Source organism: Niabella ginsenosidivorans (assembly GCF_001654455.1).
Taxonomy (GTDB): Bacteria; Bacteroidota; Bacteroidia; order Chitinophagales; family Chitinophagaceae; genus Niabella; species Niabella ginsenosidivorans.
In genome coordinates, this window is sequence record NZ_CP015772.1 from 364071 (window position 1) to 388432 (window position 24362).

Below are 24362 nucleotides of genomic sequence, written 5' to 3' on the forward strand. Positions count from 1 at the left end.
CCTGAAAAATTTGCTGATTTTGTTTTTGAAATTTATATTTGCCTTAAATGAATTTTACAAAGAACAATATGTGGTGGCATAACAACACTGTAGGGGTGCTGTAATGCTATTGTCCGTATTGTAACAATATATTCAAACCCCGGTACATACCGGGGTTTTTGCTTGACTGAATGGTAATAAGAATAATGAAAAAGATAAGAATCCAAACCGAAGTACAGTCCATGCTGGCGGATGTCTTTACGCCGGTGGGCATTTATCTGCGGCTGCGCGACCGTTTCCGCGACACCATATTGCTGGAAAGTGCAGATAATAATGCCACCAACAACAGCTGGTCCTTTATTGGTGTGAACGCCATTGCGGGCATAGAGATCATTTCCGGGGACACCATTGATCTGAAATTACCGGGGCAAACCGCCGAAAAAATCCAGCTTTCCGGAACGCAAAAGATCACAGAAGTGCTGACCGGATTTATGGAGCATTTTGAGATAGAAAAAAATGAAGAACGGGAGGCACGCTATGCACAGGGTTTATATGGCTATACCACTTATGATGCTATCCAGTTTTTTGAAACTATTCCTAACAGCCGGTTTAAAAACAGCAGGGAAGATATCCCGCTGATGCGTTATCGCCTGTATCAGTACGTTATTGCGATCAATCATTTTAAAGATGCGATGTATATACTGGAGAACAGAATGGAGGGCCTTCCGAGCGATAAACCGGCACTGCTTTCATTGATTATGGGAAAAGATGTTCCGGTATACCCCTTCCGGGCAGTAGGTGAAGAAAGCTCCAATATGACCGATGAGGAGCACAGGGCCATGGTGCGAAAAGGCATCGCCCATTGTCATCGCGGGGATGTGTTCCAGATCGTATTAAGCCGGAGATTCAGGCAAAAATTTACCGGTGATGAATTTAACGTATACCGGGCATTACGGAATATTAACCCTTCTCCTTATTTGTTTTTCTTTGATTACGGTGATTATAAACTGATGGGCTCATCACCGGAATCTCAATTGATCATCAATCGCAGAAAGGCCACTATTCATCCTATAGCGGGCACTATTAAACGTACGGGCGATGATAAGACTGATGCAGAGCAAACCCGGCTGCTGGAAAATGATCCCAAGGAAAACGCAGAGCATGTAATGCTGGTAGATCTTGCAAGGAACGACCTGAGCCGGGGTTGCGGAGATGTACATGTAAGCCATTTTAAAGAGCCGCAGTATTACTCCCATGTAATCCACCTGGTAAGCGAGGTAAACGGAACCGTATACCCCGATACCAGCCCTTTTGATCTGTTTGGAAAAACATTCCCCGCCGGTACCCTGAGCGGAGCGCCAAAAATAAAAGCGATGGAGCTCATCAGCGCACTGGAACCTACGGCCCGCAGCTTCTATGGCGGTGCCATCGGGTTTATGGGTTTCGACGGAAGCTGCAACCAGGCCATTATGATCCGCAGCTTCCTGAGCCGCGGAAATACCTTAACAAGACAGGCCGGCGGAGGCATTGTAGCCGCCAGTAACCCGGAAGGAGAACTGCAGGAGGTCATTAACAAACTGGGAGCCTTAAAAAAGGCGATTACTGAAGCAGAAAAGATCGTTTAACATTTTATGAACTCAACTGAAATCTGAAGCCTCAAAATGAAACTACTCGTTTTTGATAATTATGATTCCTTCACTTATAACCTGGTGCATATGGTAGAGAAGATCCTGCACCAGAAAGTAGATGTGTTCCGGAATGACCAGATCCCGCTGGAAGCGGTCAAACAATATGATAAAATTATTTTATCACCAGGGCCGGGTCTGCCGGAAGAGTCGGGATTATTATTACCACTGATAAAAGAATATGCAGCTTCCAAATCCATATTAGGCGTTTGTTTGGGGCAACAGGCAATCGGCGAAGTATTTGGCGGTACTTTGTATAACCTGCCAAAAGTGTATCATGGTATTGCTACCAACTGCACTGTCATTAAGCGTATGGGGCCCCTGTTTAATGGAATTCCGGATCATTTTGAGATAGGTCGTTACCATTCCTGGGTGGTATCCCGAGAAAATTTTCCGGAAGAGCTGGAAATAACGGCTGTTGATGATAACGATATGATCATGGCATTGCAACATAAGCAATATGATGTACAGGGGGTACAGTTTCACCCGGAAAGCGTATTAACGCCGATGGGGGAAACGATTATCCGGAACTGGCTGAAGGATTAATTTGAAAACCCGGGAATTTGATGATTTGATAATGGAATACGATTGATAGTTCATAGTCGATGGTCCATGGTTTTCCGCTCCTACGGAGCGGCCTGTTTGTAACAAACGAAAACAGAAATAGAGCCGCGTAGCAACGATAGATTAGTAATAACCGGGACGATGAAGTGTGCGACGCAAGATGGCTGCCATTTGCACAACTGCCGGTACAAAAATAAAATGAATGAAAAGAATATTATCGCTCTTATTTGAGCATAAAACGCTGGACAGGGCCACTGCAAAAGAAGTGCTGGTGAATATTGGCAAAGGGGTTTATAATGAGCACGAGATCACTTCTTTTATGACCGTGTACCTGATGCGGAGCATCTCCCTGCAGGAGTTGCAGGGCTTCCAGGATGCTCTGCTGGAATTGTGTGTGCCCCTGGATTTTAATGGCATCGATACCATTGATATTGTTGGTACGGGCGGTGATGGGAAAAACACGTTTAATATTTCCACCCTCTCCTGTTTTGTTGTTGCAGGCACAGGGCACAAGGTTACCAAACATGGTAATTATGGCGCATCTACGGTTAGCGGTGCTTCCAATGTGGTAGAGTCGATGGGCTACCGGTTTAAAAACAACAACGCTGCATTAACGCGCGAGCTGGAAGCGGCAAACATCTGTTTTTTGCACGCTCCCCAGTTTCACCCGGCCTTAAAGAACGTAGGCCCTATCCGTAAGAACCTGGGTATGCGTACCTTTTTTAATATGCTCGGCCCATTGGTAAATCCTGCATTCCCGTCGTTCAGCATTATAGGTGTATATAATTTGGAAATGGCGCGTTTGTATAATTATTTAATGCAGCAGCAATCAAAACATTTTGCCATTGTGCACGGGCTGGACGGGTATGACGAAATTTCATTGACCGGCGATTCAAAAGTGATCACCGCAACAGGAGAACAGGTCTTATCAGCAATGGAACTGGGCGGCAGGGAAGTAAAGCCGGAGTCGATCAGAGGAGGCACTACCGTGGAAGAGGCTGCAAAAATATTTTCGGCTATTATCCGGGGCAAAGGAACGCCCGAACAGGAAGCGGTGGTACTGGCTAATTCGGCTATTGCATTACAGGTTACAGGCGTATATCCCAATTATGCGGATGCATTTGAGGCGGCAAAGGAAAGCCTCCGGTCGGGCAGGGCATATGAGTGCCTGCAAAAATTAATTGCGTTGCAGTAGAGTGATCAGATATCAGTAGTCAGTAATCAGTAATCTCAAATAAGACCATGAACATTCTTGATACTATAATTGAACATAAAAGAACAGAGGTAGCAGAACGGAAAGCCCATACATCTGTTAAACAATTAGAAAGTACTCCTGCGTTCCAGCTGCCGGTATATTCACTGGCCGCATCGCTGCAACAACCGGGCAGTACGGGCATCATTGCAGAGTTTAAAAGAAGGTCTCCTTCTAAGGGATTTATTAATAAAGATGCAGATGTGGCTGCCATTACCGGAGCTTATGCCCGATGCGGGGCAGCGGCTATATCAGTCTTAACGGATGCTCAGTTCTTTGGCGGCTCATTGGCAGATCTGGAAACAGCAAGAAGAAATGCACTGCCCGTTTTGCGTAAGGATTTTATCATTGATGAGTACCAGATCGCAGAGGCAAAATCGGTCGGTGCGGATATCATTCTGCTGATCGCCGCCTGTCTGTCGCCTGCGGAGGTGGAGCGCTTAGCTGGTTTTGCAAATTCCCTGGGACTGGAAACCATACTGGAGCTGCATGCAGAGGAAGAGCTGGGGCATATTTGTGCGGCAACAAAAATTGTTGGCATTAATAACCGCGATTTGAAAACCTTTAAAGTGGATATAGAGCGCAGTCTGAAAATGGCGGAAAAAATTCCCGGCGACAGGATAAAGATCGCGGAGAGCGGGATTGACAAGATCGAAGATATTCTGTTGTTCCGGGAAAACGGTTTTAAAGGATTCCTGATAGGAGAATATTTTATGAAACAGGAGAACCCGCCCCGGGCTTTTGAAAATTTTGTAACCACATTAAGAGCAGGCTATGAACAAAACCCTGGTTAAGGTTTGCGGCATCACGGAGCTGGCACAGGCGGAACAGCTGCGCAACCTGGGCGTTGACTATGCCGGGTTTATTTTCTATGCCCCTTCTCCAAGATACATGGTCGGCAAGATTGAGCCGGCAGCCTTAAGAAGGCTTAAAGGAATACAAAAAGTGGGCGTATTTGTAAATGCGGCAGCGAATGAAATAGAAGAGGCCGTTGAGGCATACGGACTGGATGCCGTTCAGCTGCACGGGGAAGAAACACCCGCACAGGCCGGTTCATTAAATGCCCGTATACAAGTAATAAAAGCATTTCGGATTTCAGGTGATGAAGAGGTAAAGACCCTGACCGGCCCTTATGCTGCGGCTGTCACTGCGTTCCTGTTTGATACAAAGGCAAAGGCCTATGGTGGAACCGGTCAGCAGTTTGACTGGTCAGTATTAAAAACGGCGCAATTCAGCAGGCCCTTTTTCTTAAGCGGTGGCATTGGCCCGGATGATGTGGCTGCAGTAAAAGCTTTCCTGACTGAAAACAAGGTATATGCATTAGATGTGAACAGTAAATTTGAAACGGCCCAGGGAATTAAAGATCTGGCACTTATTCAACAATTTCTTAATGGCCTGAAAGGGCTGTAAAGTCTTAAAAAGCCCGCTTGCTGCCTTTTAAAACGGACAGTGTTAGCGATCAATACATCTTTATGCAAAATAGCATTCTGAGAACAGCAGCTAAAAAAGACCTGCCTGCCATATTGCAGTTACAAAAGCTGTGTTACCTGTCTGAAGCAGCCATTTATAATGATGATACCATTGAGCCCCTTACTCAAACAATAGAAGATCTGTACAGGAGTTTTGATAACGGTGAATTATTCCTTATTGCCGTATGCAATGATCAGATTACAGGATCTGTAAGAGGCGTTGTTAAAAAAAGTACCGGGCATATCAATAAATTAATTGTTGCTCCGTCCTTTCAGAATAAGGGCATTGGCAAACAGTTGATGACAGCCATAGAAACGCAGCTTGCGCCGGTAAACCGGTATGAATTATTTACGGGTCACAAGAGTGAAAAGAATCTATATTTATACCAAAAGCTGAATTATACCATTTATCAGACCCGGAAGATCCACGATGGATTGTCGCTGGTTTTTCTGGAAAAGCCTGGTAGTCCGTTGTGCTGATCTTTCTGCCGGTATAGAATACTCCTGTTCTGCAAGCCTTCTTTATCTCATCCCGGCAAGCCGGAACGATGCATCCAACTGATTAAAAAGGGCTATTTTTGAACCACTTTAATAAAGGCTGAATGAATATTTTTAAAGAAATAGCAGGAAGAGTGTGTGCTGCGTGGGCTTTAATAACTTTTATCATCACTTTTATCCTTATTCTGCCCTTTGCATTAATTTCCTACCTGTTTAAAGAACCTGCATCAACCGCTTATTTTACAAAAGTGTCAAAAATATGGATGCGGGTGTGGATGTTCCTTATCGGCTGCCCGTTGCGGATCTGCGGCACCGGTAATTTTGAAAAGGGGAAAAGCTATATTGTTACCTGCAATCATAATTCGTTACTGGACATTTCGCTCTCATCGGCTTTTATCCCCGGGCCTAATAAAACCATTGCCAAGAACAGTTTTGCCAAAATACCCGTTTTTGGCTGGTATTATTCAAAAGGCTCTGTACTGGTTGACCGTAAAAGTGAAAAAAGCCGTAAGCAGAGCATTGAAAAAATGAAAGCGGTTTTAAAGGCCGGTATGCATATGTGCATTTACCCGGAAGGAACGCGTAACCGCACCGGTGAATTATTAAAACCTTTCTATAACGGGGCGTTTAAGCTGGCGGCAGATACCGGACACGCCATTATTCCGGGGGTAATCATTGGCACCAAAACAGCCGTTCCGCTGAGTAAGCCTTTTTTTTTCCTGCCACGCAGACTGGAGATCCATTTTTTAGAACCTGTAGCAGTTGGTAATAAAACGGCTGGCGTATTGAAAGAAGAAGTATTTCACATCATGCAGGATTATCTCCTGCAGCATCAATAGGATGTGCCGTTATAAAAAGAACGGTTGCGGTTGATCTTCAGATCCTGCAATAGTCCTGCCTTGGGGCTGATGGTGAAGTTAAAATAACGGTAAATACCTACCGGTGTTACGTTCACAGATAATTGCCAGCAGTGCAGGTCCCTGGAAATGGACATGCTGAATGTCTGGATCTTATTGGTATTAAAATCATAGTAGCCGTTTACGCTGAAGTTCCACTTTGGCGTTAAATTGAAGCTCCCGTTAAAGCTCGTACTGGAAGTAATACCGTTGTATTGTGCATTATAAGCCCCGGTAACCCTGCTGGGGCGGGTATAGGTTAAAGAGTAAGAAAGGTTAATGGACCAGGGGGTATTAAAATCAACAAATTCCGCCGGGTTCTGCTGCATATATTCTAATAGGCGCTGCTGGTCTGCCTGCAGCATCGGGTCATTCATCTGCTGGTTGATCATTTCCTGCCGTTGTTTGGCCTTATTGGCATCCTTGGGCTTGCTCTGGAAGCTGGTGCTCATGGAAACACTGGCGCTGGTAAGCGTACCGATATTAAATCTTCCACCCTGCCAGGCATAATTTTTTGTAGGAATACCGTTTGCGTCAAGCCGGTAAGGAGTAATGATCCCGTTGGCACTGAGGTTGATTTTATCAAAAAGATTGGTGCGGAAATACAGGTTAAAAGGGGAAAGCTTCATGGAGTCCGCAAACATATTATAGGAAGAAGTAAAGCCAAATCCATCGATCAGCCGGATTTTTTTAAACCCGTTCTCGTCTACTTTTGAGTCGGAATTACCATCAGTATCCGTGCTGTCCGAGCCCGATTGCTTTTTCCCCTTTTTAGCCCGCACCTTCATTTCCAGGTTATTGTCAAGTCCAAAATTGATCCCCCCGAATTTTCGCGCTGTAAAAATGTCTACAGGACGGGAATACAACCCCGCCAGCTTATCATAATAAACATAAGAGGCCGTATCGCCCACACCGATCTTTACCCGTTGATAGTTGCCTTTATTCAGATCCGGTGTATAGCTTAGGGATACAGTAGGCCTTACAACGTGCCGGATAGCCACCAGGTTTTTATTTTTAAAATTATACTGGCCATACAGCGCGGTGTTAAAGCTGATGCCCATGCTCATCTGCTGTTTCAGGTTGATTCCTTTTACATTGTGGGCAATAACGGTATCCAGCGATTGTATCCATTCATAAGTTGCTTTTCTGTCAACCAGCTGTTGCGAATATGAAATAGAAGGCGCTATCATTACCGCCCCACCCAGTATCGGGGGTAAGGAAAGGGTAATGGGAATACTTTGGTTGGCGTTCCACTGAAGGGTATCCAGCATTCTTCTGAGCGTGGAACGGTGCAGGATTGTATCCGGCAGCTCGTAAAAAGCCACGGCATTCTGAAAACTTCCCTGGTAGCCGATTCCCAGTTGTTCATACCATTTTTTAACGCCCGCAGATTCCTTTTTCTGAAACGGATATACGGTATTTACCGTAAATGCCGCGTTGGGAAAATTGATGGTTACTAACCGTGCCGCGTTATTCTGATTATGGTTGGCGCTGACTGTAAAGCTAAAAGGCTTGTCCTGCCAGGTTTTGGAATAAGTAATGGAAGAACCTGCCGTATTATTATAGTTCATCAGGTTACTGTTAGGTATATTTTCATTATACCTTGTAGAGCTGGCATTTACGTTTGCAGAAAAGCTTACGCCGGGTCTTGAGCGGGTATCTGATGAATGAGACCAGTTTACGGTATACGTATTGGTATGGTAATAATCCGGGTCTCCCGGAAAGTTCCGGCGGGTACTCTGCAGGCCAAAATTAAAGGAACCCTGATATTTATATCTTTTGCGGTAAGTGGGTTGTACGTTTACCGACCAGCTTCCGTAGGAATAAATATTTCCGTAAACCTGGGCATCCCAGTAGTCATTGATGACCTGGTAATAGCCCAGGCGGGACAGACCAAGGCCCATCTGGTCATTTCTTTCAAAAGAGGGGGATAAAATGCCGGAATGCCTTCCCTGGTACAAAGGAAAAATGCCAAAAGGCAGGTAAATAGGTACCGGAACGGAATCAAATTCCGGCCGGATGGCCCCTGTAACCGCTAATTTTTTGTTAATGATTTTTGATCTCCGGGCTCTGAAGCCAAAATGCGGATGATCCAGGTTGCAGGTTGTAAAAAAGGTGCCCAGTCCGTACATGGTGCGTGCGTCTACCTTTTTAACAATATCTGCGTGAACAAACATTTCGCCCTGCTGGGTAATGGTTCCCTTTGTAATACCCTGCTGGGTTTTAAAGTTATATTCCATGTGTTCGCTCTTGAACTCATTGTCGGCCTGTTTCATATCCGCATAGTCGCTTATTTCCCCGGTGCTGTCCCTGCCTGCGGCTGCGGAGATCATATGCTTATCCTGGTTAACGGAAATGCTGGGCGCTGTTAAGGTCATATCCTCATATTCAGTTTTGGCTTTCCCGTAAAGATTCATGATTTTGGAATCCATAAAGCCTACAATGGAATCCTGTGCATAATATTTAACAGGCCCGCTGAGCGTGTCTTTTGATATTTTTAAAGTAAAAGTGTCTGTTGATACTTTTCGGCCGGTATCTGTTGACAAATTGGAAGAATCGGTTATCTTTAGCGTATCTTTTACGGGGATTGTATCATTTATGGATTTTTGGGGAACGGTGTCTTTGAATAAATGAGGCAGGGAGCCACTAAAACCGGCATTAGTATTAGTGGCAAGATTTTTTTTAGCAGCTATCAATATCATAGCCGTTAGAAACAATACAACAAAATAAATTCTTTTAAATTTGCGCATTAAGGTTTGCTCAAGTACGGGCAAATGTATAAATAACATAGTAAAGATTTTGTGAAGCTTGTAATTAAATTATGTATGGGCAATAATTACCGGCTTCTTCAGTTTAGATGAAATATGAAACAGATTTTACCCTCAGCTCTGGCGTTGTTTTTTTCGGTTGGCTTTTTATTAAATAGTTGGGCGCAGCAGGCCGCCAGATCAGGCGCTATAAAAACAATTATTGTTGATGCAGGTCATGGCGGCCCTGATGTGGGTGCAGAAGGAACAAAAACGAATGAAGCCACCATTACCCTGCAGGTAGGCCGCAAACTGGCGGCAGCAATGCGCAATGAGTTAAAAGGCATTAACATTCTTGAAACAAGAACTACCGCCGCTTTACCGGGCGGCCTTAGCAATTCTGTAGCCGCCAACCGGTACAGGGCAGACTTTGCCAACCGGAACAACGGGGATCTGTTTATTTCGCTTCACTGTAATTCAGCAGGCAGAAGACCGGGAGGCTGGTATATAAAAAGGGTGATTGGGAGGAAAGCGCATACAAAAACCGTTACAGTAGGCAAAGGCAAAAAGAAAAAACACGTAAAAAAAACCTACTATACCAATATTTATGAAGACGTATGGGTGGAGAATAAAGCGCGGGGAACAGAAACCTATATATGGGCAGTAGGGAAAAATGAGCAGAAGGTCAATTCCATGAAGAACATGGAAGACAGCGATAGTTCTTATTACAATGAAGAAACCGGAAACGGTGCAGAACAGCCGATGCCCGACAGCAATGACCCGGCGGAGCGGGTAAGAATGCTCATTTATGCCCAGAACTATTTCAGGAAAAGCTATTCCCTTGCCGCATTGGTTGAAAAGAACTTTATAGCAGACGGGCGCATCAGCCGCGGCGTACAGCAAAGGAACCATAAGGGGATCTGGGTGCTTCAGGCAACCGGCATGCCCAGTATCCTGGTAGAAATGGGCTTTATCAGCAACAAAGAAGACGAAGCCTACCTGATGAGCGTCGACGGGCAGAATGAAATTGTTAACAGCATACTGGCAGCCGTAAAAACATATATTAATAAATATAACACCATCGGTTCAGAGTCACTGGCTGCAAATGAGGTTGCACAGTAAGAAAAAATTGCTTCCCGGTTCCTTTTCTTACACAAATAATTAACGATCTGGGTTTATAGTTTTTTGTTTAAATAAGCTGATTTTTAAATTTTTCGGGCGTTATTTGCATTGTATTTTGAGCAGATTGACAAAGAACAACATTTAAACCATTTTTAATGAAAATATCAAATGAACTTAAAGTGGGCATTTTGGCGGTTGTAGCCATTGCAGCACTGATTTTCGGGTTCAGGTTTTTAAAGGGAAAGGATGTATTCAATCATAAGCCAAAGCTGTATGCTATTTTTAAGTCGGTAGGTGGCCTGGAAAAATCGAATCTTGTAAAGATCAACGGGCTGGCCATAGGATCGGTTTACCAGATTGAGCCTGCGGACCCTAACATCAATAATATAAAAGTTACCCTTAGCATTACCCAGGATGTGAATATACCGGATAATTCAGTGGCTTATATTTCCGGCAGCCTCCTGGGCGCTTCTGAAGTGGTGATTGAAAAAGGTAATTCCACCAGATATTTCCATGATGAGGATAGGATCAAAACCCGGGTGGAAGATGGTTTGCTGGGCGATCTTTCCTCGGAAGCCAAACCCCTGATGGGAAAAGTCAGAACTGTTGCCGATTCGCTGACCCTGTTATTATCACATTTTAACAATACCCTGGATGTGCCCACGCAACGGAACCTGCAGGAAGCTATAGCCAATTTAAAATATACTATAGTATCTTTAAATAATGTATTGACCAGCGTGGAAAAACCTTTAGCCGCATCCTTAAACAATATGAGCGCGTTTACAGAGTCGCTGAAACGGAACAACGGGCAAATAGACACCATTCTGGGCAATGCCAATAAATTCAGCAAGGGCCTTTCAGAACTGGAACTGCAGCGGACCATGGACACGCTGAACGCAACAGTAGCCGCTTTGCGTACCACTGTTAACAATATTTCCAATCCAAACGGCAGCATCGGTGCTTTAATGAATGACCGGCAACTGTATAACCGCCTGAGCCAGGTAGCCCTGAGCGCAGAAATTTTACTGGACGATATACGGGTGCACCCCAAGCGCTATGTAAATATTTCGGTATTTGGTAAAAAAAATAAAGCAGGTGAGCTGACAGCGCCGGCTATAAAGGACTCTATTCCCCGGTAAAATGCATCATCCAATCGGATTACTGAAGTTCGGGTTCGCCTTTCTCATTGTTATCTGGGCAGCCGTTGTACGGGCACAGCAGCCTGTTACTGCACCTCCTGCCAGATCTGCTGCTCCTGTGCCTATTGATATTATTCATGCAGACAGCATTTCCCTGAAAAAAGTAAATGACAGCACCAATCTCACCGTATTGCAGGGAGCCGTTTTAATGAAACAGGGGAATACCGTCTTTAAATGCGACCGCTGTGAAAAAAACGACCGTGCCAATACTTTTGAGGCCTGGGGAAATGTGCATATTATTGATGCGGATACCACGAATATCTATTCCGGGCACTTGCAGTACCTGATCGCCAAACAGATCGCCTACCTTGATAAGAACGTAAAACTGACTGATGGCCACGCAACGCTGACCACGCCGGACCTGACCTACAACATGGCTACCAAAATAGCCACATACACCAACGGCGGCAAAGTGGTGAACAGGCAAACGGTCATTACAAGTAAGGAGGCCTTTTATTATACGGATATTAAGGATGTTTATTTTAAGAAGAACGTGCTGGTAAATGACCCTGCCTACAGGATCACTACAGATTCCCTGCTCTATAATACAGAAAGCCAGATAGCCCGCTTTATAGCAATGACAAATATTAAAGACAGCGCTAACCGTACCATTGATACCAAAGAAGGATTCTATAATTTAAAGAACGGGGAAGCACAGTTCGGGCAACGCCCTTTTATTAATGATGGCAAAGGCACCACACTGAACGCGGATAACGTTTCGTTAAACAGCAATCTCGCCAAGGCAGAAGGTTCCGCAGTGCTGATTGATACGGTGCGTAAAACAACTGTTATCGGCAATCTGATCTATCAGAACCGTATTACAGATGCTTTCCTGGCCACGCAGAAGCCACTCATGATCGTAAAGCAGGATGAGGATTCTATTTACATTACAGCAGACACTTTGTTCAGTGCTAAGCTTACAGACCTTTATGTGGTATCTCCGGCATTAGGCGGCGACAGCATTAAAGTAAAGCCGGATAGTCTGGGTTTGAGCGATACGCTTCAGCAATATGCTGCTCCTGTACGAAAGGTTACTGCTCTGAAAGAAATAGCCGATTCGGCAGCAGCTACTGCAGGAAACAGCATCGTATTGCCTTCCTCTACCAACCCGGAGCATAGGGCTGCCGTACGGGATAGTATGGCAGCCGGTCCCATTAAAAATGTACCGGACCGGGTACGGGATGAGCCGGCAGTGACTGTGCCGGTAACTGGCGCTGTTGCATCCGGAAAAAAAGAGCCCCCCCCTGTTAAAACAACCAGGACCACAGATAACGACAGTACCAATCGTTATTTTGAAGCATTTCATAATGTAAAGATCTACTCAGATTCCCTGCAGGCCGTTTCGGACAGCCTGTTCTATTCTTTTAAAGATTCCACTTTCCGCCTGTACCAGAGGCCGGTTATATGGGGAAAGGAAAGCCAGATCACAGGCGATACCATTTTATTGCATACAAAAAACAAGCAGATGGATCACCTGGAAGCGTTTAAAAACGGGTTTATGGTCAACCATATAGAAGCACAGGCCTATAACCAGATAAAAGGCACGAGGATTGACGGGTATTTTACCGATGGGTCGCTGGATTCCATGCAAACAAAGGGTTCTGTTGAATCGCTTTATTTTGTTCAGGATGATGACAGTGCTTTTGTTGGCGTTAATGAAGTAACCTCCGATATCCTGGATGCCTATTTTGCTGAGAAAAAGTTAAATAAGATCGTGTTCAGGAGCGAAGCAACCGGTACGTTTTCACCCATAAAAGATAAAAAGCCGGAAGAAACAAAACTAAAGGGTTTTATCTGGAGGGAAGCAGAACGGCCAAAGACCAAATATGACCTGATGCAATAACCCTGTTAAGACCTGTAAGGTTTTACAAACTTTACAGGGCTCTTAATTATGCATCTTATCTGGTTTGCGGTTTCAGGCTTTTTTGTCCGTTACAATATACCATTCTTTACCATTAATGATCTCAATATGCCATATCCATTCAGTTATATTAAAACGCTTCATATTTTTTGCCAGATGAGTGATAGCGTCTCCCGTAAAACTGACATTACTATTTACAAAAGCCGAATGAGAAGCATCCCTGTCCCTGTCGGGCTGACTGATCCGATCATCATAAAACACTCTCATAGTATTGCTTTTAATGTATCCTATTAAAGATACGACTATAAAAACCGCGGCAAAAAATCTATTTTAAAAGTATGTATATATACAACATGATCACGCAGTTAAGTGTGAGATTGTATCAATGATCTTAACAAAAAAAGGAAAGCCCTCCAAATAACGTGAAAAGGCGGGTTGCGGAACACCTGTTTTGATGTATCTTTACGACTCACAAAAATCAGAGCGATCAATTAATGCAGGTATCTTATAAACAGCCGGATGAGCACGGGTATTACGGGGAGTTCGGCGGCGCTTTTATACCGGAAATGTTGTACCGTAACGTGGAGGAACTCCGGGAAAATTATTTAAAAATCATTGCAGATCCGTCTTTTCAGAAGGAGTATACCCTTTTGCTGGCCGATTTTGCAGGCAGGCCCACGCCGCTTTATTATGCCGGCCGGCTAAGTGAAAAATACGGTACAAATGTGTATTTAAAACGGGAGGATCTTTGTCATACCGGAGCCCATAAGGTAAATAATACGATCGGGCAGATACTGGTGGCAGAGCGTCTTGGTAAAAAGCGCATTATTGCGGAAACCGGCGCCGGGCAGCATGGTGTGGCAACGGCAACGGTTTGTGCTCTGAAAGGACTGGAATGCGTGGTATACATGGGAGAGAAAGATATTGAGCGCCAGGCCCCTAATGTGGCCCGTATGAAAATGCTGGGCGCATCAGTTGTTCCTGCAAAAAGCGGCAGTAAAACATTAAAGGATGCTACCAATGAGGCCATCAGGGACTGGATCAATAATCCGAATGACACCTTCTACATCATCGGGAGCGTGGTAGGCCCGCATCCTTATCCGGATATGGTGGCGCGTTTTCAAAGCGTGATCAGTAAGGAAATAAGGGCGCAGCTAAAGGAAAAGACCGGAACCGAACTGCCAACGGCAGTGATGGCCTGTGTAGGCGGGGGCAGCAATGCAGCCGGCGCCTTTTATCATTTTTTAGATGAGCCTTCGGTTGACATCATTGCAGTGGAAGCAGCCGGCTGCGGTATTGATACGGACAAAAGCGCTGCTGCCACGCAACTGGGCAAACCGGGTGTGCTGCATGGGAGCCGGAGCTATCTGATGCAGACCGAAGACGGGCAGGTGGAAGAGCCTTACAGTATTTCCGCCGGGCTGGATTATCCGGGCATCGGGCCGATGCATGCTAATTTATTTGTTACCGGGCGTGGCCGGTTTTTGAACGCAACAGACAAAGAAGCACTGCAGGCGGCTTTTGAGCTGGCAAAACTGGAAGGCATTATCCCTGCACTGGAAAGCGCGCATGCCCTTGCGGCACTGAATAAGCTAAAGTATACCGCCAATGATACGCTGGTCATTTGCCTGAGCGGCCGGGGCGATAAGGATATGGATACTTATATGCGCGAAATGAAAAATTATTAAAAGAGAAAGCGGTATTATGTCAAGATTGAAACAGTTGTTTGAACAGAAATCGGAGAATATTCTGAATATTTATTGTACCGCAGGTTATCCGGCTTTGAACAGTACCATACCGGTAATGAAAGCCCTGCAGGAAAGCGGGGCAGATATTATCGAACTGGGAATACCTTACAGCGATCCGCTGGCGGATGGAGAAACCATCCAGAACAGCAGCGTTGTGGCGCTAAGGAACGGCATGACCATTGCCGGCCTGTTTGAGCAACTGCAGACAATGCGTACCAGAATAAGCATTCCTGTAATCCTTATGGGCAATATTAACCCGGTATTGCTTTATGGCTTTGAACGTTTTTGTAAAGACGCGGCAACGGTTGGGGTAGACGGCCTGATCATCCCGGACCTGCCGCCTTATGAATTTGAAATAACCTATAAAACGGTTGTGGAAAAGTATGGACTGGATTTTATATTCCTGGTAACGCCGGAAACATCAGAAGAACGGGTACGGAGGCTGGATGCTTTGAGCTCCGGATTTTTATATGCCGTTTCATCCTCTTCTACTACCGGCAGGGATAAAGACTTTTCAGCCGTTGAAAAATACCTGGAACGCCTGAAAAGTTATCAGCTTAAGAATCCCATACTGGTCGGATTTGGAATAAAAGACCATGAAACCTTTTCAAGAGCCGCCAGGCACTCCAATGGTGCTATTATTGGCTCTGCATTTATAAAAGCCCTGGAGGGCCAAGCAGATGTTGCTGCTGTTTCCAGGAACTTTGTAAAAGCGGTCCTGAATTAATGTTTTGCTAAAAAAGTGCCCGCTTGTTAATTTGTTTTTACATATAAATGTTGATAGCCAACCAGTTGCAATAATTTAAAATATTGCGGATAACTTCACATTTGCCCTGCCAGTAAAAAGAAGAACAAATAAACTGTAATCTTGTTTTAGAAAAAACTATCAGTAAATGTATCTGCGAATGAATAAGATCAGCCTCTTTTTAATAATGCTTTTCCCGGTGGTTGCCATGGCACAGCAATTAACGCTTACAGGAACCATTGAGGGATTGCCGGACAATACCAGTGTTTTATTGATCAACCTGGAAAAGGGATCCTCAACCATCGGGGAAACAAAGTCTAAAGGGGGCATGTTTACGTTAAGCGGTCAACTGGATGGCCCATCGATTCTTGGCCTGATGGTGGGGGATTCTTCCAAAACAGCCCTGTTTGTGGGTAATGATGTTGTAAAAGTTACCGGCAACATGAAGCAGAAAATGGATGACTGGAAGTTTACAGGATCAAAGACCCAGGACGATTTTGCTGAGTTCCAGGACCTTTTTATTCCAAAGTTTGAACGGGTCAACCAGATCGGCATTGAGCAGCAGTCCGGAGCAGGAAGCGATGTGCTGGATGACTCTATGAAGCTGGTTGTAGCTGACATTCAGCAAAATGTAGATGCCTTTATTGCAAAGCACCCGGCTTCCCCGGTAAGCGCAATGGTTGTTTTATCTACCATCGGTTTTACTGATGACATTGCCTTGCTTGAAAAAAGAGCCGGTGCCCTTTCAAAAGAAGTGATGCAGACAAGTGTGGGCAGTCAGCTGCAGAAAGCCCTGGAAGACGCGCGCTTCAATGCAGTGGGTACGGAAGCGGCCGGTTTTACACAAAAGGATACGGCAGGTAAAGAGGTATCCCTGGACCAGTTCAGAGGAAAATATGTACTGGTCGATTTTTGGGCAAGCTGGTGTGGACCCTGTCGCCGAGAGAACCCGAACGTGGTTCATGTGTATAATAAATACAGGGATAAGAACTTTACGGTACTGGGCGTTTCCCTGGATGAAGAAAAGGAGGCCTGGCTGAAGGCGATTGAAAAAGACGGGCTGACCTGGACGCAGGTAAGCGATCTGAAGGGATGGGAAAATGAAGTGGCGCAGCAATACCGTATTACGGCCATCCCGAGGAATTTTTTAATAGGGCCGGACGGAAAAATCATCGGGAAGGACCTGCGCGGGCGGGAGCTGGAAAATAAGCTGGCTGAAATACTGGATAAAAAATAATACTACGAATTTTTCGTAATACGGGCCGTATGTTCTACATTTGGAGCATGCGGTTTTTACTTGTCCTTCTGTTTCTTTTGACGTTGTATACGGCTGATGCCCAGGCTGTCAGTGGTAAGGTGGTACAGGAAGGGACCGGTGAAGCTGTTGCCGGTGCCAGTGTATTTATTAATAACAGCTCTATAGGCACAGTAACCGCTGCTGACGGCAGTTTTTTGCTGAATACGATTCCGCCCGGAAAATATGACCTGATCGTTTCTGCTGTAGGGTATGAAACACTTATATACACCATCGGGCCGGAACCGGTTTCCCGGAAGCTGCGCTTTGAAATGCGTACAAAAGTCACTGAAATGCAAAATGTGGTGGTAGGCGGCTATGTAACGGAAACCTGGGAAAAATGGGGCAAAACCTTCCTGGAAACATTTTTGGGCGTAACTCCCATTGCTAGGCAATGTACCATAAAGAACACAAAAGCACTCCGGTTCCGTTTTTATAAAAAACAGCAGTTGCTGGAAGTAGTTGCTGACGAACCGTTGCAGATTGATAACGCATTGCTAGGCTATGTGCTGCAATATGACCTGCAGGATTTTAAAATGGATTTCAGGGCACATAGTTCCTATTTTGCCGGGTATACTTTATTTAAAGACAAACGCAATGCCGCAAAAAAAGCAATAAAAAAAAGAAGGCGGGATAATTATTTAGGTTCCACCATGCATTTCATGCGGTCGTTATATGCCGGTAAAATTGCTGATGAAGGGTTCCGGGTGCGGAGGATGACGCGGATCTGTAACCTGGAAAAGGAACGGGTACGTGCGCTTTTTAAAAAAGAGATCCGGCTGGGAAAAGACATCACAATAGCTCCTAAAGATACATTGGAGCCGGACTCCAGTAGTTATTACAAAACTATCCTGCAGCAAAAGGATTATGAAGATGTGTACAGCTCCTGGCTGTTAACAGCAGATAGTATCCTTATTGCTTCAGGGCAAGGGCAGCGGCCTGCTTATTGGGAGCATTACCTGGCGATAACGTATATGAATGCAACAGAAGCGCCGGAATACCTGCAATATACCGGCGAAGCACGCAAGCCGGTTCCCCGGTTTTCCCTGTTACAGCTGCAAACAAGACAGCCCCTTGTCATTGATGCCAATGGCAACTGGTCGCCTCCGGAATCCCTGATAACTTCCGGCTATTGGTCCTGGAGCGATAAAGTGGCCAATATGCTGCCGCTGGATTACGTTCCGTAAGTGAATGCCTGCCCTGTCAGTTACCGGGTGGTATAGCCCCCGTTGGCAAAGATGGTTTGTCCCGTAATCCACCAGCCATCCGTTACCAGAAATTCAACCAGGGGCGCAATATCTTTGATGTCTGTTAAACCGCCCAACGCAGCTGCGGATTTATGATAAGCAACCGCATCGTCACTTTCCTGTCCATAGAAAAAGGGGGTATCCATAGGGCCGGGTGCAACAGCAGTTACGGAAATGCCCCTTGCACCAAATTCTTTAGAAGCGGCCCTGGTAAAATGTTCCACAGGCGCTTTCATTCCTTCATAGGTAGAGTATAAACCCGTATAGGCCGCCAGTAATGAAGTAACGATCGTACAGATTTTGCCTTTATCATTTAGTTTTTTGCCTGCTTCCTGTATAAAGAAGTAGGCAATTTTGGAATTGATATCGGACATGCTGTCGTATTCTGCCTCTGTTGTTTCAATAAAAGGCTTCTTCAGCACTTTGCCTACGGTGTTAATGGCAATATCAATACCGCCGAATTTTGCAATGGTTTCGTCAAAAAATCGGGTAATATTTTTTATATCCGTAAGGTCTCCCTGAAACAGGAAGGCGTCTGCTCCTGCATTTTTCACGTCTGCTATTGTTTGTTCGGCATCAGCTTTTGTAGGCCTGCTGTTATAATGAATGGCCAGTCTGGCGCCCTTTGCCGCAAAATTCCTGCTTAGCAACCCGCCGAGGTTTTTAGCACCTCCTGCTATTAAAACTATTTTCCCTTTTACATCATTGTAGGTCATATTGTTTGTTTTTGATTACCCGAAGGTCAATAATATATACAGGTATAGTATGGTGAACTTTTCGGAAATTTTCAGAGCACAATGAAAAAATGCAGCAAACTGTAACATTATCATATTTTCCCCCGCCACTGTTTAGGAGTACTGCCCGTCCATTTTTTAAAGAACTTGGAAAAGTTAGAAGGGTCGTATGTAAGCAGGAGCGCAATCTGTGCCACAGATGAATGGGTGGTTTTTAAAAGGTATTTTGCCTTTTCAATGATTTTTTCATCATAAAAATAGCAGGGATGGTGGCCGGTTTCTTTCTGAACGGAGTCTGTAAGATGCTTGTGAGACACGTAAAGCGCTGCTGCCACCTGGTGCAGCTTCATAAAACCGGGCACATGCCCGGTGATCACCTCATCAATATGCCGGTCAATAAATTCCAGGTACTGAAGTGTGATCTCTTTGCTTCTTGCTGTCTTTTTTGTTTTAAAAACCGCCATTTTTGTTTGCCTGGCAAAGGTCAGGAATTAACATTGATCAATAATGGTGAACTTTCCGGATATGAATTGATGAGATCCGGAAGGGGGCTCTTTAACCGGCTGTTTATTCAGCTTAATGCTGCTTTTATTGCTGCTTCGTTTTCTGCATCAAAACAAATTAACAGCACTTTTTTAATTGTATTGCCTGCTGAAAGAAAATCAGTTACAGCGTTTACAGCAATCTGTGCTGCTTCCTTTTTAGGGTAACCATAAATACCGGTACTGATATTGGGAAATGCAATGGAGCTGCAATTGTTCTCTTCGGCCAGTTTCAGGGCGTTCAGGTAACAGGAGCGCAGCTTTTCGGCTTCCTGTTTTTGACCACCGTTCCATACCGGCCCAACGGTATGAATGACAAATTTTGCAGGCAATTTTCCTGCGGTGGTAATAACCGCTTCCCCTGTTTTACAGCCGCCTTGCTTTGCAACTATTTTCCTGCAATCTTCCTGTATTGCCGGACCACCGGCCCTGTGAATGGCCCCGTCAACACCACCACCGCCCATCAGGGATGAATTGGCGGCATTTACAATGGCGTCTGCATGCACTTTTGTAATATCTGCCTTAAGTACTTCTATCATTGTTGCAGCTTTAAAACCTTTATAATATAAAAGTCATGAATCTCTTCCGTGCTAACCGACCCGTAACCCATTGGGAACGGATCTTTCAGGTGATAAAAGGGTGATGGTATTTTCATCGCCCACTATGCCCAGTACCAGGCATTCGCTGAAAAAATTGGCAATTTGTTTCCGGGGAAAATTTAATACAGCAATCACCTGCCTGCCCAAAAGATCTTCAGCCGAATACAGTTTTGTTAGCTGCGCGGAAGACCTGCGGGTGCCGTATTCGCCAAAATCAAGGGTGAGCTTATAAGCAGGCTTACGGGCCTCTTTAAATACTTCCGCATGTGTGATAGTGCCTGTGCGCATTTCTATTTTTTCAAAATCGGCCCAGTTGATAAAGGATCCTGTCTGCATCTTTTTAAGTTTGATCAGCCGGAAATATACAAATAAAAAAGATGCGGCATTATTTACCGGTCAGGTATATAGAATGGCGGTTTGTGAGCGTTTGTGATTTCAGTGCAACCCTGTTTTGTGGATTGTTTAAACAACGGCTTATTCAAAAATCTTTAGATAACGATCAATCGAATAGTCAAATGACTGCCGGGCTTTTTGCTCAATATATCTTCCGAAAGCGCCATACATTGCATCAAACCGGAATCCGTTTAACGAGTCCTTTATATGCAGGATGCTTTTTTTATTTAACGGAATATAATTGGGGTAGCTGTACATAAAGCCAACGGTCTTCCTGTCTGGCGCTACCTGTATAATATCACCCGTTAATAAAAGCTGCCCGTAATGGAGCACGGCTCCGCCTTCAAAATGACCGGCGCAGTTGATCAATGTAACTCCGGGCAGGAGCTCAGTTGTTGCCCCCTCCCATAACCGCAGGTCAAAATCCTTCCGCGCAATCCATTGTGCATCCCGTTTATGCAAATATACCGGTGCCTTAAACGTATTGCTCCATGTTGCCATAGTGGTATAATAATGTGGGTGGGAAATGGCGATCTTTTGGATACCACCCAGCCTGTTGATGATATCAATGGTGGTGGCATCGAGGAGGACAATACAGTCCCACAATATGTTTCCGTTGGGGGTAATGAGCAGGTGTGCGCGTTGTCCTATTGCAAAGCCGGGCGAGGTATAAACGGCGTATATATTTTTGGCTATTTTGTCAAAAATGTTTTTATGCGTTTTACTGAGCCGCTCAGGCGTTGTCCAGCTTTGACCGCCCGGGTTTACATACTGTCGTTCATCTTCACAAACAGGACAGGACCGCGGCGGCTCCGCAGAAGGCGCATATTCCATACCGCAGGTGCTGCAAATAAATGATGTCTGGTTCATAATTGTTCAATTATAGCGGCTGCTATATTCGTTTTTTTTTAAATGACAAACAAGGTATTTACGCATCCTTTGTTTGTTCCAGTATTTCCAGGATCAGTTGCTCTGCTATGGCAATGTCTTTTTCCGTTGTTCTGAAATTAACAAAGGCGGCTCTTATACCCGGCTGCCCTTTGTAAAGTGTTGGGCTCATAAATACTTTACCCGTTTTATTAAGCGCGGAAAGGAATGCGCTTACTTTATGAGGATAGTTGTTTGCCCCGGCTAAGGTAAAACACACCGTATTCAGCCGTACCGGCGCCATAAGCCTTAACCTGGCTGTCCGGGCTATAAATGCTCCAAAGCGTTCTGCCAGCAAAATACAGTTACGGATCACCGACTGGTATCCTTTCCTCCCGTAAGCGTTTAAAGAAAGCCATACCGGCAATGCTTTTAACCGTCTTGAATTTTCGGGCAGTAAATTCAGGTAGTTAAAGTTTTCCAGCGGGTCTCCCAGATAAGGGGCGTTAGAGTTCTGAAATGTGATTACCTGCAACAGCCGGTGCTGCTCTTTTATAAAAAAGACCGCATTTTCGTAGGGCACATTCAGCCATTTATGGCAATCTACAGTAATGCTGTCTGCCTGCTCCCAGCCTTTTAAAAGATGCCGGTGCCTGTCTGATAAAATAGCAAAGCCTCCAAAAGCGGCATCAATATGCCACCAGAAATGATACCTGTTTTTCAGGGCAGCGATGGCCGGAAAATCGTCAAAATCGGCCGTGTTTACCGTACCGGCGCTTGAAATAAGAAGAAAAGGCTGTCCGTTTAACTGCCGGATGCGGTTTTCAAGATCACTGATATCAATGGATTCACGATTCCCGTCTCCTGTTTTTATACTAAGGATGTTTGCGCTTCCTATACCCAACAATGCAAGGGACTTTATGGAAGAAGAGTGAGGCGTAGCTGTAAGAATATTCAATTCATCGCTTATACCATCCCTGGCAATGTTCAGCCCTGCCTGGCTGCCCAGCCATTGTCTGGCTACGGCCAGGCAGGTAAAATTGGACATGGTAGCGCCGGTGACAAACCCTCCCAGGAAATTTTCAGGCAACTCCAGCAGCGCCAACAATAACCGGATCGTTTCCAGTTCCAGGGCAGCAGATATATCCCCGTAACCTTTTGCTGCCTGCGTATTCTGATCGTAAACAGTAGTTAGCCAATCTCCTGCAATGGCAGCGGGCGTAGTGCCGCCGGTTACAAATCCCCAGTAACGGGGGCCGGATGCAGCCACTAAAACAGGCGCCCACCGCGCATTGAACCTTTTCAGCGCTTCAATAGCGCCAATGCCTTCCTGCTGCAAGCCTTCAAAAACTTCAGGCACAGCTTCTGTGGAAGTAGAATGTGCATGAATATTTTGCAGATATTCAAGCCCGTGCTGAGTTACCTGTTCCAGTATTGCCTCCATTGAAGAAAGATCATTACTTAACTGTTTGTTCATATATTAATTGAATGATCTGTACAAAAAGTTCGTACAGTGTTGCTTATAAAAGTAAGCAATACTACCAGGAAACCCTCAATTATGTGCAACAAACACTTCGTAATAATGCATTCAGCCGGTTATGTTTTTTGTTCTTTAAAGAAGAGCACAAAAATGAGCAGGCAGATCATGGAAAGGGCGGCGGGACACAGCCACAGGTAACGCCAGTAAACAGTTCCCTCGTAAACTTTCAGCGCATCAGCAATAGCGCCCGCTAACCAGAAACCGATCAGCATACCAATACCGTACATGGCAACTGTAACCAGGCCCTGAGCTGAAGAGCGATAGGCTTCGCCAGCGATGGTATCCGTGTAGATCTGGCCTACAACAAACATAAAATCATAGCAGACCCCATGCAATAAGATGCCCGTGATCAGTAAAAATGCCAGGTCCTGTCCGTTGCCATAAGCAAAAAGCAGATAACGCAATACCCAGGCGCCAATACCCAGCAGCATCATTTTTTTATAGCCCAGCCGTACAAAAAGAAGGGGGATTAGCAGCAGGCAAAGCGCTTCTGACACCTGGCCTAATGCCATCTTAGCCGTTGGATTGGGCAGGCCGGTAGCAACCAGATAGGGATTGGTATACTGGTAATAAAAGGAAATAGGAATGCAGATGACCACCGCTGTCAGGGAAAACACCCCGAAGTTTCTTTGTTTTAACAATGCCAGTGCCTGCAATCCCAGCGCATCGCCCCAGCGTACCTGCTTACTCCTGCCTGCTTTTACGGGAGGAGTGGCCGGCAGCAAACAACAGCAAATGCTCAGCAAAAACGAGCAGGCTGCTGCCAGCAAAAAGGTGTTTCTTAATGCGCCGGCGGCAATGGCTCCCGGCTGATCCCAGTGAAAAATATAACTGATGGTAACCCCGGATGTTACCCATCCTGCGGTGCCCGATACGCGGATAGAAGGAAACTGGCGCTTTGCATCAGGAAGATGCCGGAAAGAAATAGAGCTGGCCAGCGCTATTGAGGACATATATACAATAAAATAAAAAAGCACATAAGGATAAAAAGCGGGAGCATTGTCAGATCGGTACATCATAAAAAGAAGGCCTGCACCTGCTAAATGCAACACAGCCATTACCCGCTCTGCATTAAAATAGCGGTCTGCTATAAACCCGATAATAAAAGGGGCTATAACGGCGCCTATTGACTGGGTGGAGAAAATAGCAGATACCTGGAGCCCGGATGCGGACAGGTTGCTTTTAAGATAGGTGCCCAATGTTACAAACCATGCTCCTTTTATAAAAAATTCCAGGAACATCATTAAAGATAATTGTAAACGCAATGCAGGCTTCATAGAATGTTGGGTTAACGTGAACTGCTTATAAATGTACAAAATAAGCTTATTTCAGGAGCTTAAAGAAAAAACGGACCACACATTATTGCCTTGGGTAACGGACA

At 45.1% G+C, this 24362-nt stretch carries 23 protein-coding genes; 14 read left to right on the forward strand and 9 right to left on the reverse strand.

Annotation, left to right across the window (positions count from 1 at the left end; genetic code table 11):
• Nucleotides 1-185: 185 nt before the first annotated feature.
• The 7 genes from A8C56_RS01585 to A8C56_RS01615 all read left to right on the forward strand — a co-directional run bounded on the left by A8C56_RS01585 (nucleotide 186) and on the right by A8C56_RS01615 (nucleotide 6286).
• The gene (locus tag A8C56_RS01585; protein ID WP_067751155.1) at nucleotides 186-1604 is read left to right on the forward strand and encodes an anthranilate synthase component I family protein; all 1419 of its coding nucleotides are present in this window, start codon (nucleotides 186-188) and stop codon (nucleotides 1602-1604) included.
• A 36-nt stretch (nucleotides 1605-1640) separates the two neighbouring features.
• The gene (locus A8C56_RS01590) at nucleotides 1641-2210 is read left to right on the forward strand and encodes an anthranilate synthase component II (protein ID WP_067751157.1); all 570 of its coding nucleotides are present in this window, start codon (nucleotides 1641-1643) and stop codon (nucleotides 2208-2210) included.
• Nucleotides 2211-2430: 220 nt separating this feature from the next.
• Nucleotides 2431-3423, forward strand: a complete 993-nt coding sequence (gene trpD / locus A8C56_RS01595; protein WP_067751159.1) for an anthranilate phosphoribosyltransferase — start codon at nucleotides 2431-2433, stop codon at nucleotides 3421-3423.
• Nucleotides 3424-3470: 47 nt separating this feature from the next.
• Nucleotides 3471-4274 carry an indole-3-glycerol phosphate synthase TrpC gene (trpC, locus tag A8C56_RS01600; protein WP_067751162.1) on the forward strand — a complete coding sequence of 268 codons (804 nt, stop codon included), beginning with the start codon at nucleotides 3471-3473 and terminating at the stop codon, nucleotides 4272-4274.
• The gene (locus A8C56_RS01605) at nucleotides 4255-4890 is read left to right on the forward strand and encodes a phosphoribosylanthranilate isomerase (protein WP_067751164.1); all 636 of its coding nucleotides are present in this window, start codon (nucleotides 4255-4257) and stop codon (nucleotides 4888-4890) included. Before trpC ends, A8C56_RS01605 begins: the two co-directional genes overlap by 20 nt.
• 62 nt (nucleotides 4891-4952) lie before the next feature.
• Nucleotides 4953-5429: a GNAT family N-acetyltransferase gene (locus A8C56_RS01610; protein ID WP_067761469.1), complete on the forward strand. Its 477-nt coding sequence runs from the start codon at nucleotides 4953-4955 to the stop codon at nucleotides 5427-5429.
• A 122-nt stretch (nucleotides 5430-5551) separates the two neighbouring features.
• Entirely contained in the window at nucleotides 5552-6286 is a 735-nt protein-coding gene (locus tag A8C56_RS01615) for a lysophospholipid acyltransferase family protein (RefSeq protein WP_067751166.1), read from the forward strand.
• Here the strand turns inward: A8C56_RS01615 and A8C56_RS01620 are convergent.
• Nucleotides 6280-9132 (reverse strand): putative LPS assembly protein LptD, encoded by a 2853-nt coding sequence (locus tag A8C56_RS01620; protein WP_245645709.1) that lies wholly within the window; start codon nucleotides 9130-9132, stop codon nucleotides 6280-6282. The two genes, A8C56_RS01615 and A8C56_RS01620, sit on opposite strands and share 7 nt — an antisense overlap.
• Before the next feature lie 75 nt (nucleotides 9133-9207).
• Here A8C56_RS01620 and A8C56_RS01625 point away from each other — a divergent pair, with 75 nt between their 5' ends.
• The 3 genes from A8C56_RS01625 to A8C56_RS01635 all read left to right on the forward strand — a co-directional run bounded on the left by A8C56_RS01625 (nucleotide 9208) and on the right by A8C56_RS01635 (nucleotide 13254).
• Nucleotides 9208-10212 carry an N-acetylmuramoyl-L-alanine amidase family protein gene (locus A8C56_RS01625; RefSeq protein WP_067751171.1) on the forward strand — a complete coding sequence of 335 codons (1005 nt, stop codon included), beginning with the start codon at nucleotides 9208-9210 and terminating at the stop codon, nucleotides 10210-10212.
• Nucleotides 10213-10367: 155 nt separating this feature from the next.
• A complete protein-coding gene (locus A8C56_RS01630; protein ID WP_067751174.1) occupies nucleotides 10368-11351 on the forward strand; it encodes an MlaD family protein in 984 nt (327 codons plus the stop codon).
• Nucleotide 11352: 1 nt separating this feature from the next.
• Entirely contained in the window at nucleotides 11353-13254 is a 1902-nt protein-coding gene (locus A8C56_RS01635; RefSeq protein WP_067751176.1) for an OstA-like protein, read from the forward strand.
• Between the two features lie 72 nt (nucleotides 13255-13326).
• Here A8C56_RS01635 and A8C56_RS01640 read toward each other — a convergent pair whose 3' ends face one another.
• Nucleotides 13327-13539 carry a hypothetical protein gene (locus tag A8C56_RS01640; protein WP_067751179.1) on the reverse strand — a complete coding sequence of 71 codons (213 nt, stop codon included), beginning with the start codon at nucleotides 13537-13539 and terminating at the stop codon, nucleotides 13327-13329.
• 227 nt (nucleotides 13540-13766) lie between these two features.
• Between A8C56_RS01640 and trpB the strand changes: the two genes are divergently transcribed.
• From trpB to A8C56_RS01660, 4 genes are all read left to right on the forward strand, one after another.
• On the forward strand, nucleotides 13767-14960 hold the full coding sequence (trpB, locus tag A8C56_RS01645; protein WP_067751181.1) for a tryptophan synthase subunit beta: 1194 nt from the start codon (nucleotides 13767-13769) through the stop codon (nucleotides 14958-14960).
• Nucleotides 14961-14976: 16 nt separating this feature from the next.
• A complete protein-coding gene (gene trpA, locus A8C56_RS01650) occupies nucleotides 14977-15747 on the forward strand; it encodes a tryptophan synthase subunit alpha (protein WP_067751184.1) in 771 nt (256 codons plus the stop codon).
• 178 nt (nucleotides 15748-15925) lie between these two features.
• A complete protein-coding gene (locus tag A8C56_RS01655; protein WP_067751186.1) occupies nucleotides 15926-17002 on the forward strand; it encodes a TlpA disulfide reductase family protein in 1077 nt (358 codons plus the stop codon).
• Nucleotides 17003-17031: 29 nt separating this feature from the next.
• Nucleotides 17032-18246 carry a carboxypeptidase-like regulatory domain-containing protein gene (locus A8C56_RS01660; protein WP_084489922.1) on the forward strand — a complete coding sequence of 405 codons (1215 nt, stop codon included), beginning with the start codon at nucleotides 17032-17034 and terminating at the stop codon, nucleotides 18244-18246.
• 20 nt (nucleotides 18247-18266) lie between these two features.
• Here the strand turns inward: A8C56_RS01660 and A8C56_RS01665 are convergent, their stop codons facing one another.
• The 7 genes from A8C56_RS01665 to A8C56_RS01695 form a co-directional block, all read right to left on the reverse strand.
• Complete coding sequence (locus tag A8C56_RS01665; protein ID WP_067751191.1) at nucleotides 18267-19022, reverse strand: SDR family oxidoreductase; 756 nt, start codon at nucleotides 19020-19022, stop codon at nucleotides 18267-18269.
• Nucleotides 19023-19132: 110 nt separating this feature from the next.
• Entirely contained in the window at nucleotides 19133-19504 is a 372-nt protein-coding gene (locus A8C56_RS01670) for a helix-turn-helix domain-containing protein (RefSeq protein ID WP_067751193.1), read from the reverse strand.
• A gap of 107 nt (nucleotides 19505-19611) precedes the next feature.
• Nucleotides 19612-20121 (reverse strand): O-acetyl-ADP-ribose deacetylase, encoded by a 510-nt coding sequence (locus A8C56_RS01675; RefSeq protein ID WP_067751196.1) that lies wholly within the window; start codon nucleotides 20119-20121, stop codon nucleotides 19612-19614.
• Between the two features lie 51 nt (nucleotides 20122-20172).
• Nucleotides 20173-20517 (reverse strand): tRNA-binding protein, encoded by a 345-nt coding sequence (locus tag A8C56_RS01680; RefSeq protein WP_067751198.1) that lies wholly within the window; start codon nucleotides 20515-20517, stop codon nucleotides 20173-20175.
• A 138-nt stretch (nucleotides 20518-20655) separates the two neighbouring features.
• On the reverse strand, nucleotides 20656-21444 hold the full coding sequence (locus tag A8C56_RS01685; protein WP_067751200.1) for an MBL fold metallo-hydrolase: 789 nt from the start codon (nucleotides 21442-21444) through the stop codon (nucleotides 20656-20658).
• A gap of 58 nt (nucleotides 21445-21502) precedes the next feature.
• Nucleotides 21503-22918, reverse strand: coding sequence for a pyridoxal phosphate-dependent decarboxylase family protein (locus A8C56_RS01690; RefSeq protein WP_067751203.1), 1416 nt, complete (start codon nucleotides 22916-22918; stop codon nucleotides 21503-21505).
• A 119-nt stretch (nucleotides 22919-23037) separates the two neighbouring features.
• A complete protein-coding gene (locus A8C56_RS01695; protein ID WP_067751205.1) occupies nucleotides 23038-24258 on the reverse strand; it encodes an MFS transporter in 1221 nt (406 codons plus the stop codon).
• Nucleotides 24259-24362: the final 104 nt, after the last annotated feature.

Coding starts and splice junctions, on each gene's coding strand:
- A8C56_RS01655 (WP_067751186.1), top strand. CDS start 15,926: ATGAATAAGATCAGCCTCTTTTTAATAATGCTTTTCCCGGTGGTTGCC.
- A8C56_RS01635 (WP_067751176.1), top strand. CDS start 11,353: ATGCATCATCCAATCGGATTACTGAAGTTCGGGTTCGCCTTTCTCATT.
- A8C56_RS01610 (WP_067761469.1), top strand. CDS start 4,953: ATGCAAAATAGCATTCTGAGAACAGCAGCTAAAAAAGACCTGCCTGCC.
- A8C56_RS01695 (WP_067751205.1), bottom strand. CDS start 24,258: ATGAAGCCTGCATTGCGTTTACAATTATCTTTAATGATGTTCCTGGAA.
- A8C56_RS01665 (WP_067751191.1), bottom strand. CDS start 19,022: ATGACCTACAATGATGTAAAAGGGAAAATAGTTTTAATAGCAGGAGGT.
- trpC (WP_067751162.1), top strand. CDS start 3,471: ATGAACATTCTTGATACTATAATTGAACATAAAAGAACAGAGGTAGCA.
- A8C56_RS01590 (WP_067751157.1), top strand. CDS start 1,641: ATGAAACTACTCGTTTTTGATAATTATGATTCCTTCACTTATAACCTG.
- A8C56_RS01680 (WP_067751198.1), bottom strand. CDS start 20,517: ATGCAGACAGGATCCTTTATCAACTGGGCCGATTTTGAAAAAATAGAA.
- A8C56_RS01620 (WP_245645709.1), bottom strand. CDS start 9,132: ATGTTATTTATACATTTGCCCGTACTTGAGCAAACCTTAATGCGCAAA.
- trpB (WP_067751181.1), top strand. CDS start 13,767: ATGCAGGTATCTTATAAACAGCCGGATGAGCACGGGTATTACGGGGAG.
- trpD (WP_067751159.1), top strand. CDS start 2,431: ATGAAAAGAATATTATCGCTCTTATTTGAGCATAAAACGCTGGACAGG.
- A8C56_RS01615 (WP_067751166.1), top strand. CDS start 5,552: ATGAATATTTTTAAAGAAATAGCAGGAAGAGTGTGTGCTGCGTGGGCT.
- A8C56_RS01640 (WP_067751179.1), bottom strand. CDS start 13,539: ATGAGAGTGTTTTATGATGATCGGATCAGTCAGCCCGACAGGGACAGG.
- A8C56_RS01675 (WP_067751196.1), bottom strand. CDS start 20,121: ATGATAGAAGTACTTAAGGCAGATATTACAAAAGTGCATGCAGACGCC.
- A8C56_RS01625 (WP_067751171.1), top strand. CDS start 9,208: ATGAAACAGATTTTACCCTCAGCTCTGGCGTTGTTTTTTTCGGTTGGC.
- A8C56_RS01585 (WP_067751155.1), top strand. CDS start 186: ATGAAAAAGATAAGAATCCAAACCGAAGTACAGTCCATGCTGGCGGAT.
- A8C56_RS01670 (WP_067751193.1), bottom strand. CDS start 19,504: ATGGCGGTTTTTAAAACAAAAAAGACAGCAAGAAGCAAAGAGATCACA.
- A8C56_RS01605 (WP_067751164.1), top strand. CDS start 4,255: ATGAACAAAACCCTGGTTAAGGTTTGCGGCATCACGGAGCTGGCACAG.
- trpA (WP_067751184.1), top strand. CDS start 14,977: ATGTCAAGATTGAAACAGTTGTTTGAACAGAAATCGGAGAATATTCTG.
- A8C56_RS01690 (WP_067751203.1), bottom strand. CDS start 22,918: ATGAACAAACAGTTAAGTAATGATCTTTCTTCAATGGAGGCAATACTG.
- A8C56_RS01685 (WP_067751200.1), bottom strand. CDS start 21,444: ATGAACCAGACATCATTTATTTGCAGCACCTGCGGTATGGAATATGCG.
- A8C56_RS01660 (WP_084489922.1), top strand. CDS start 17,032: ATGTTCTACATTTGGAGCATGCGGTTTTTACTTGTCCTTCTGTTTCTT.
- A8C56_RS01630 (WP_067751174.1), top strand. CDS start 10,368: ATGAAAATATCAAATGAACTTAAAGTGGGCATTTTGGCGGTTGTAGCC.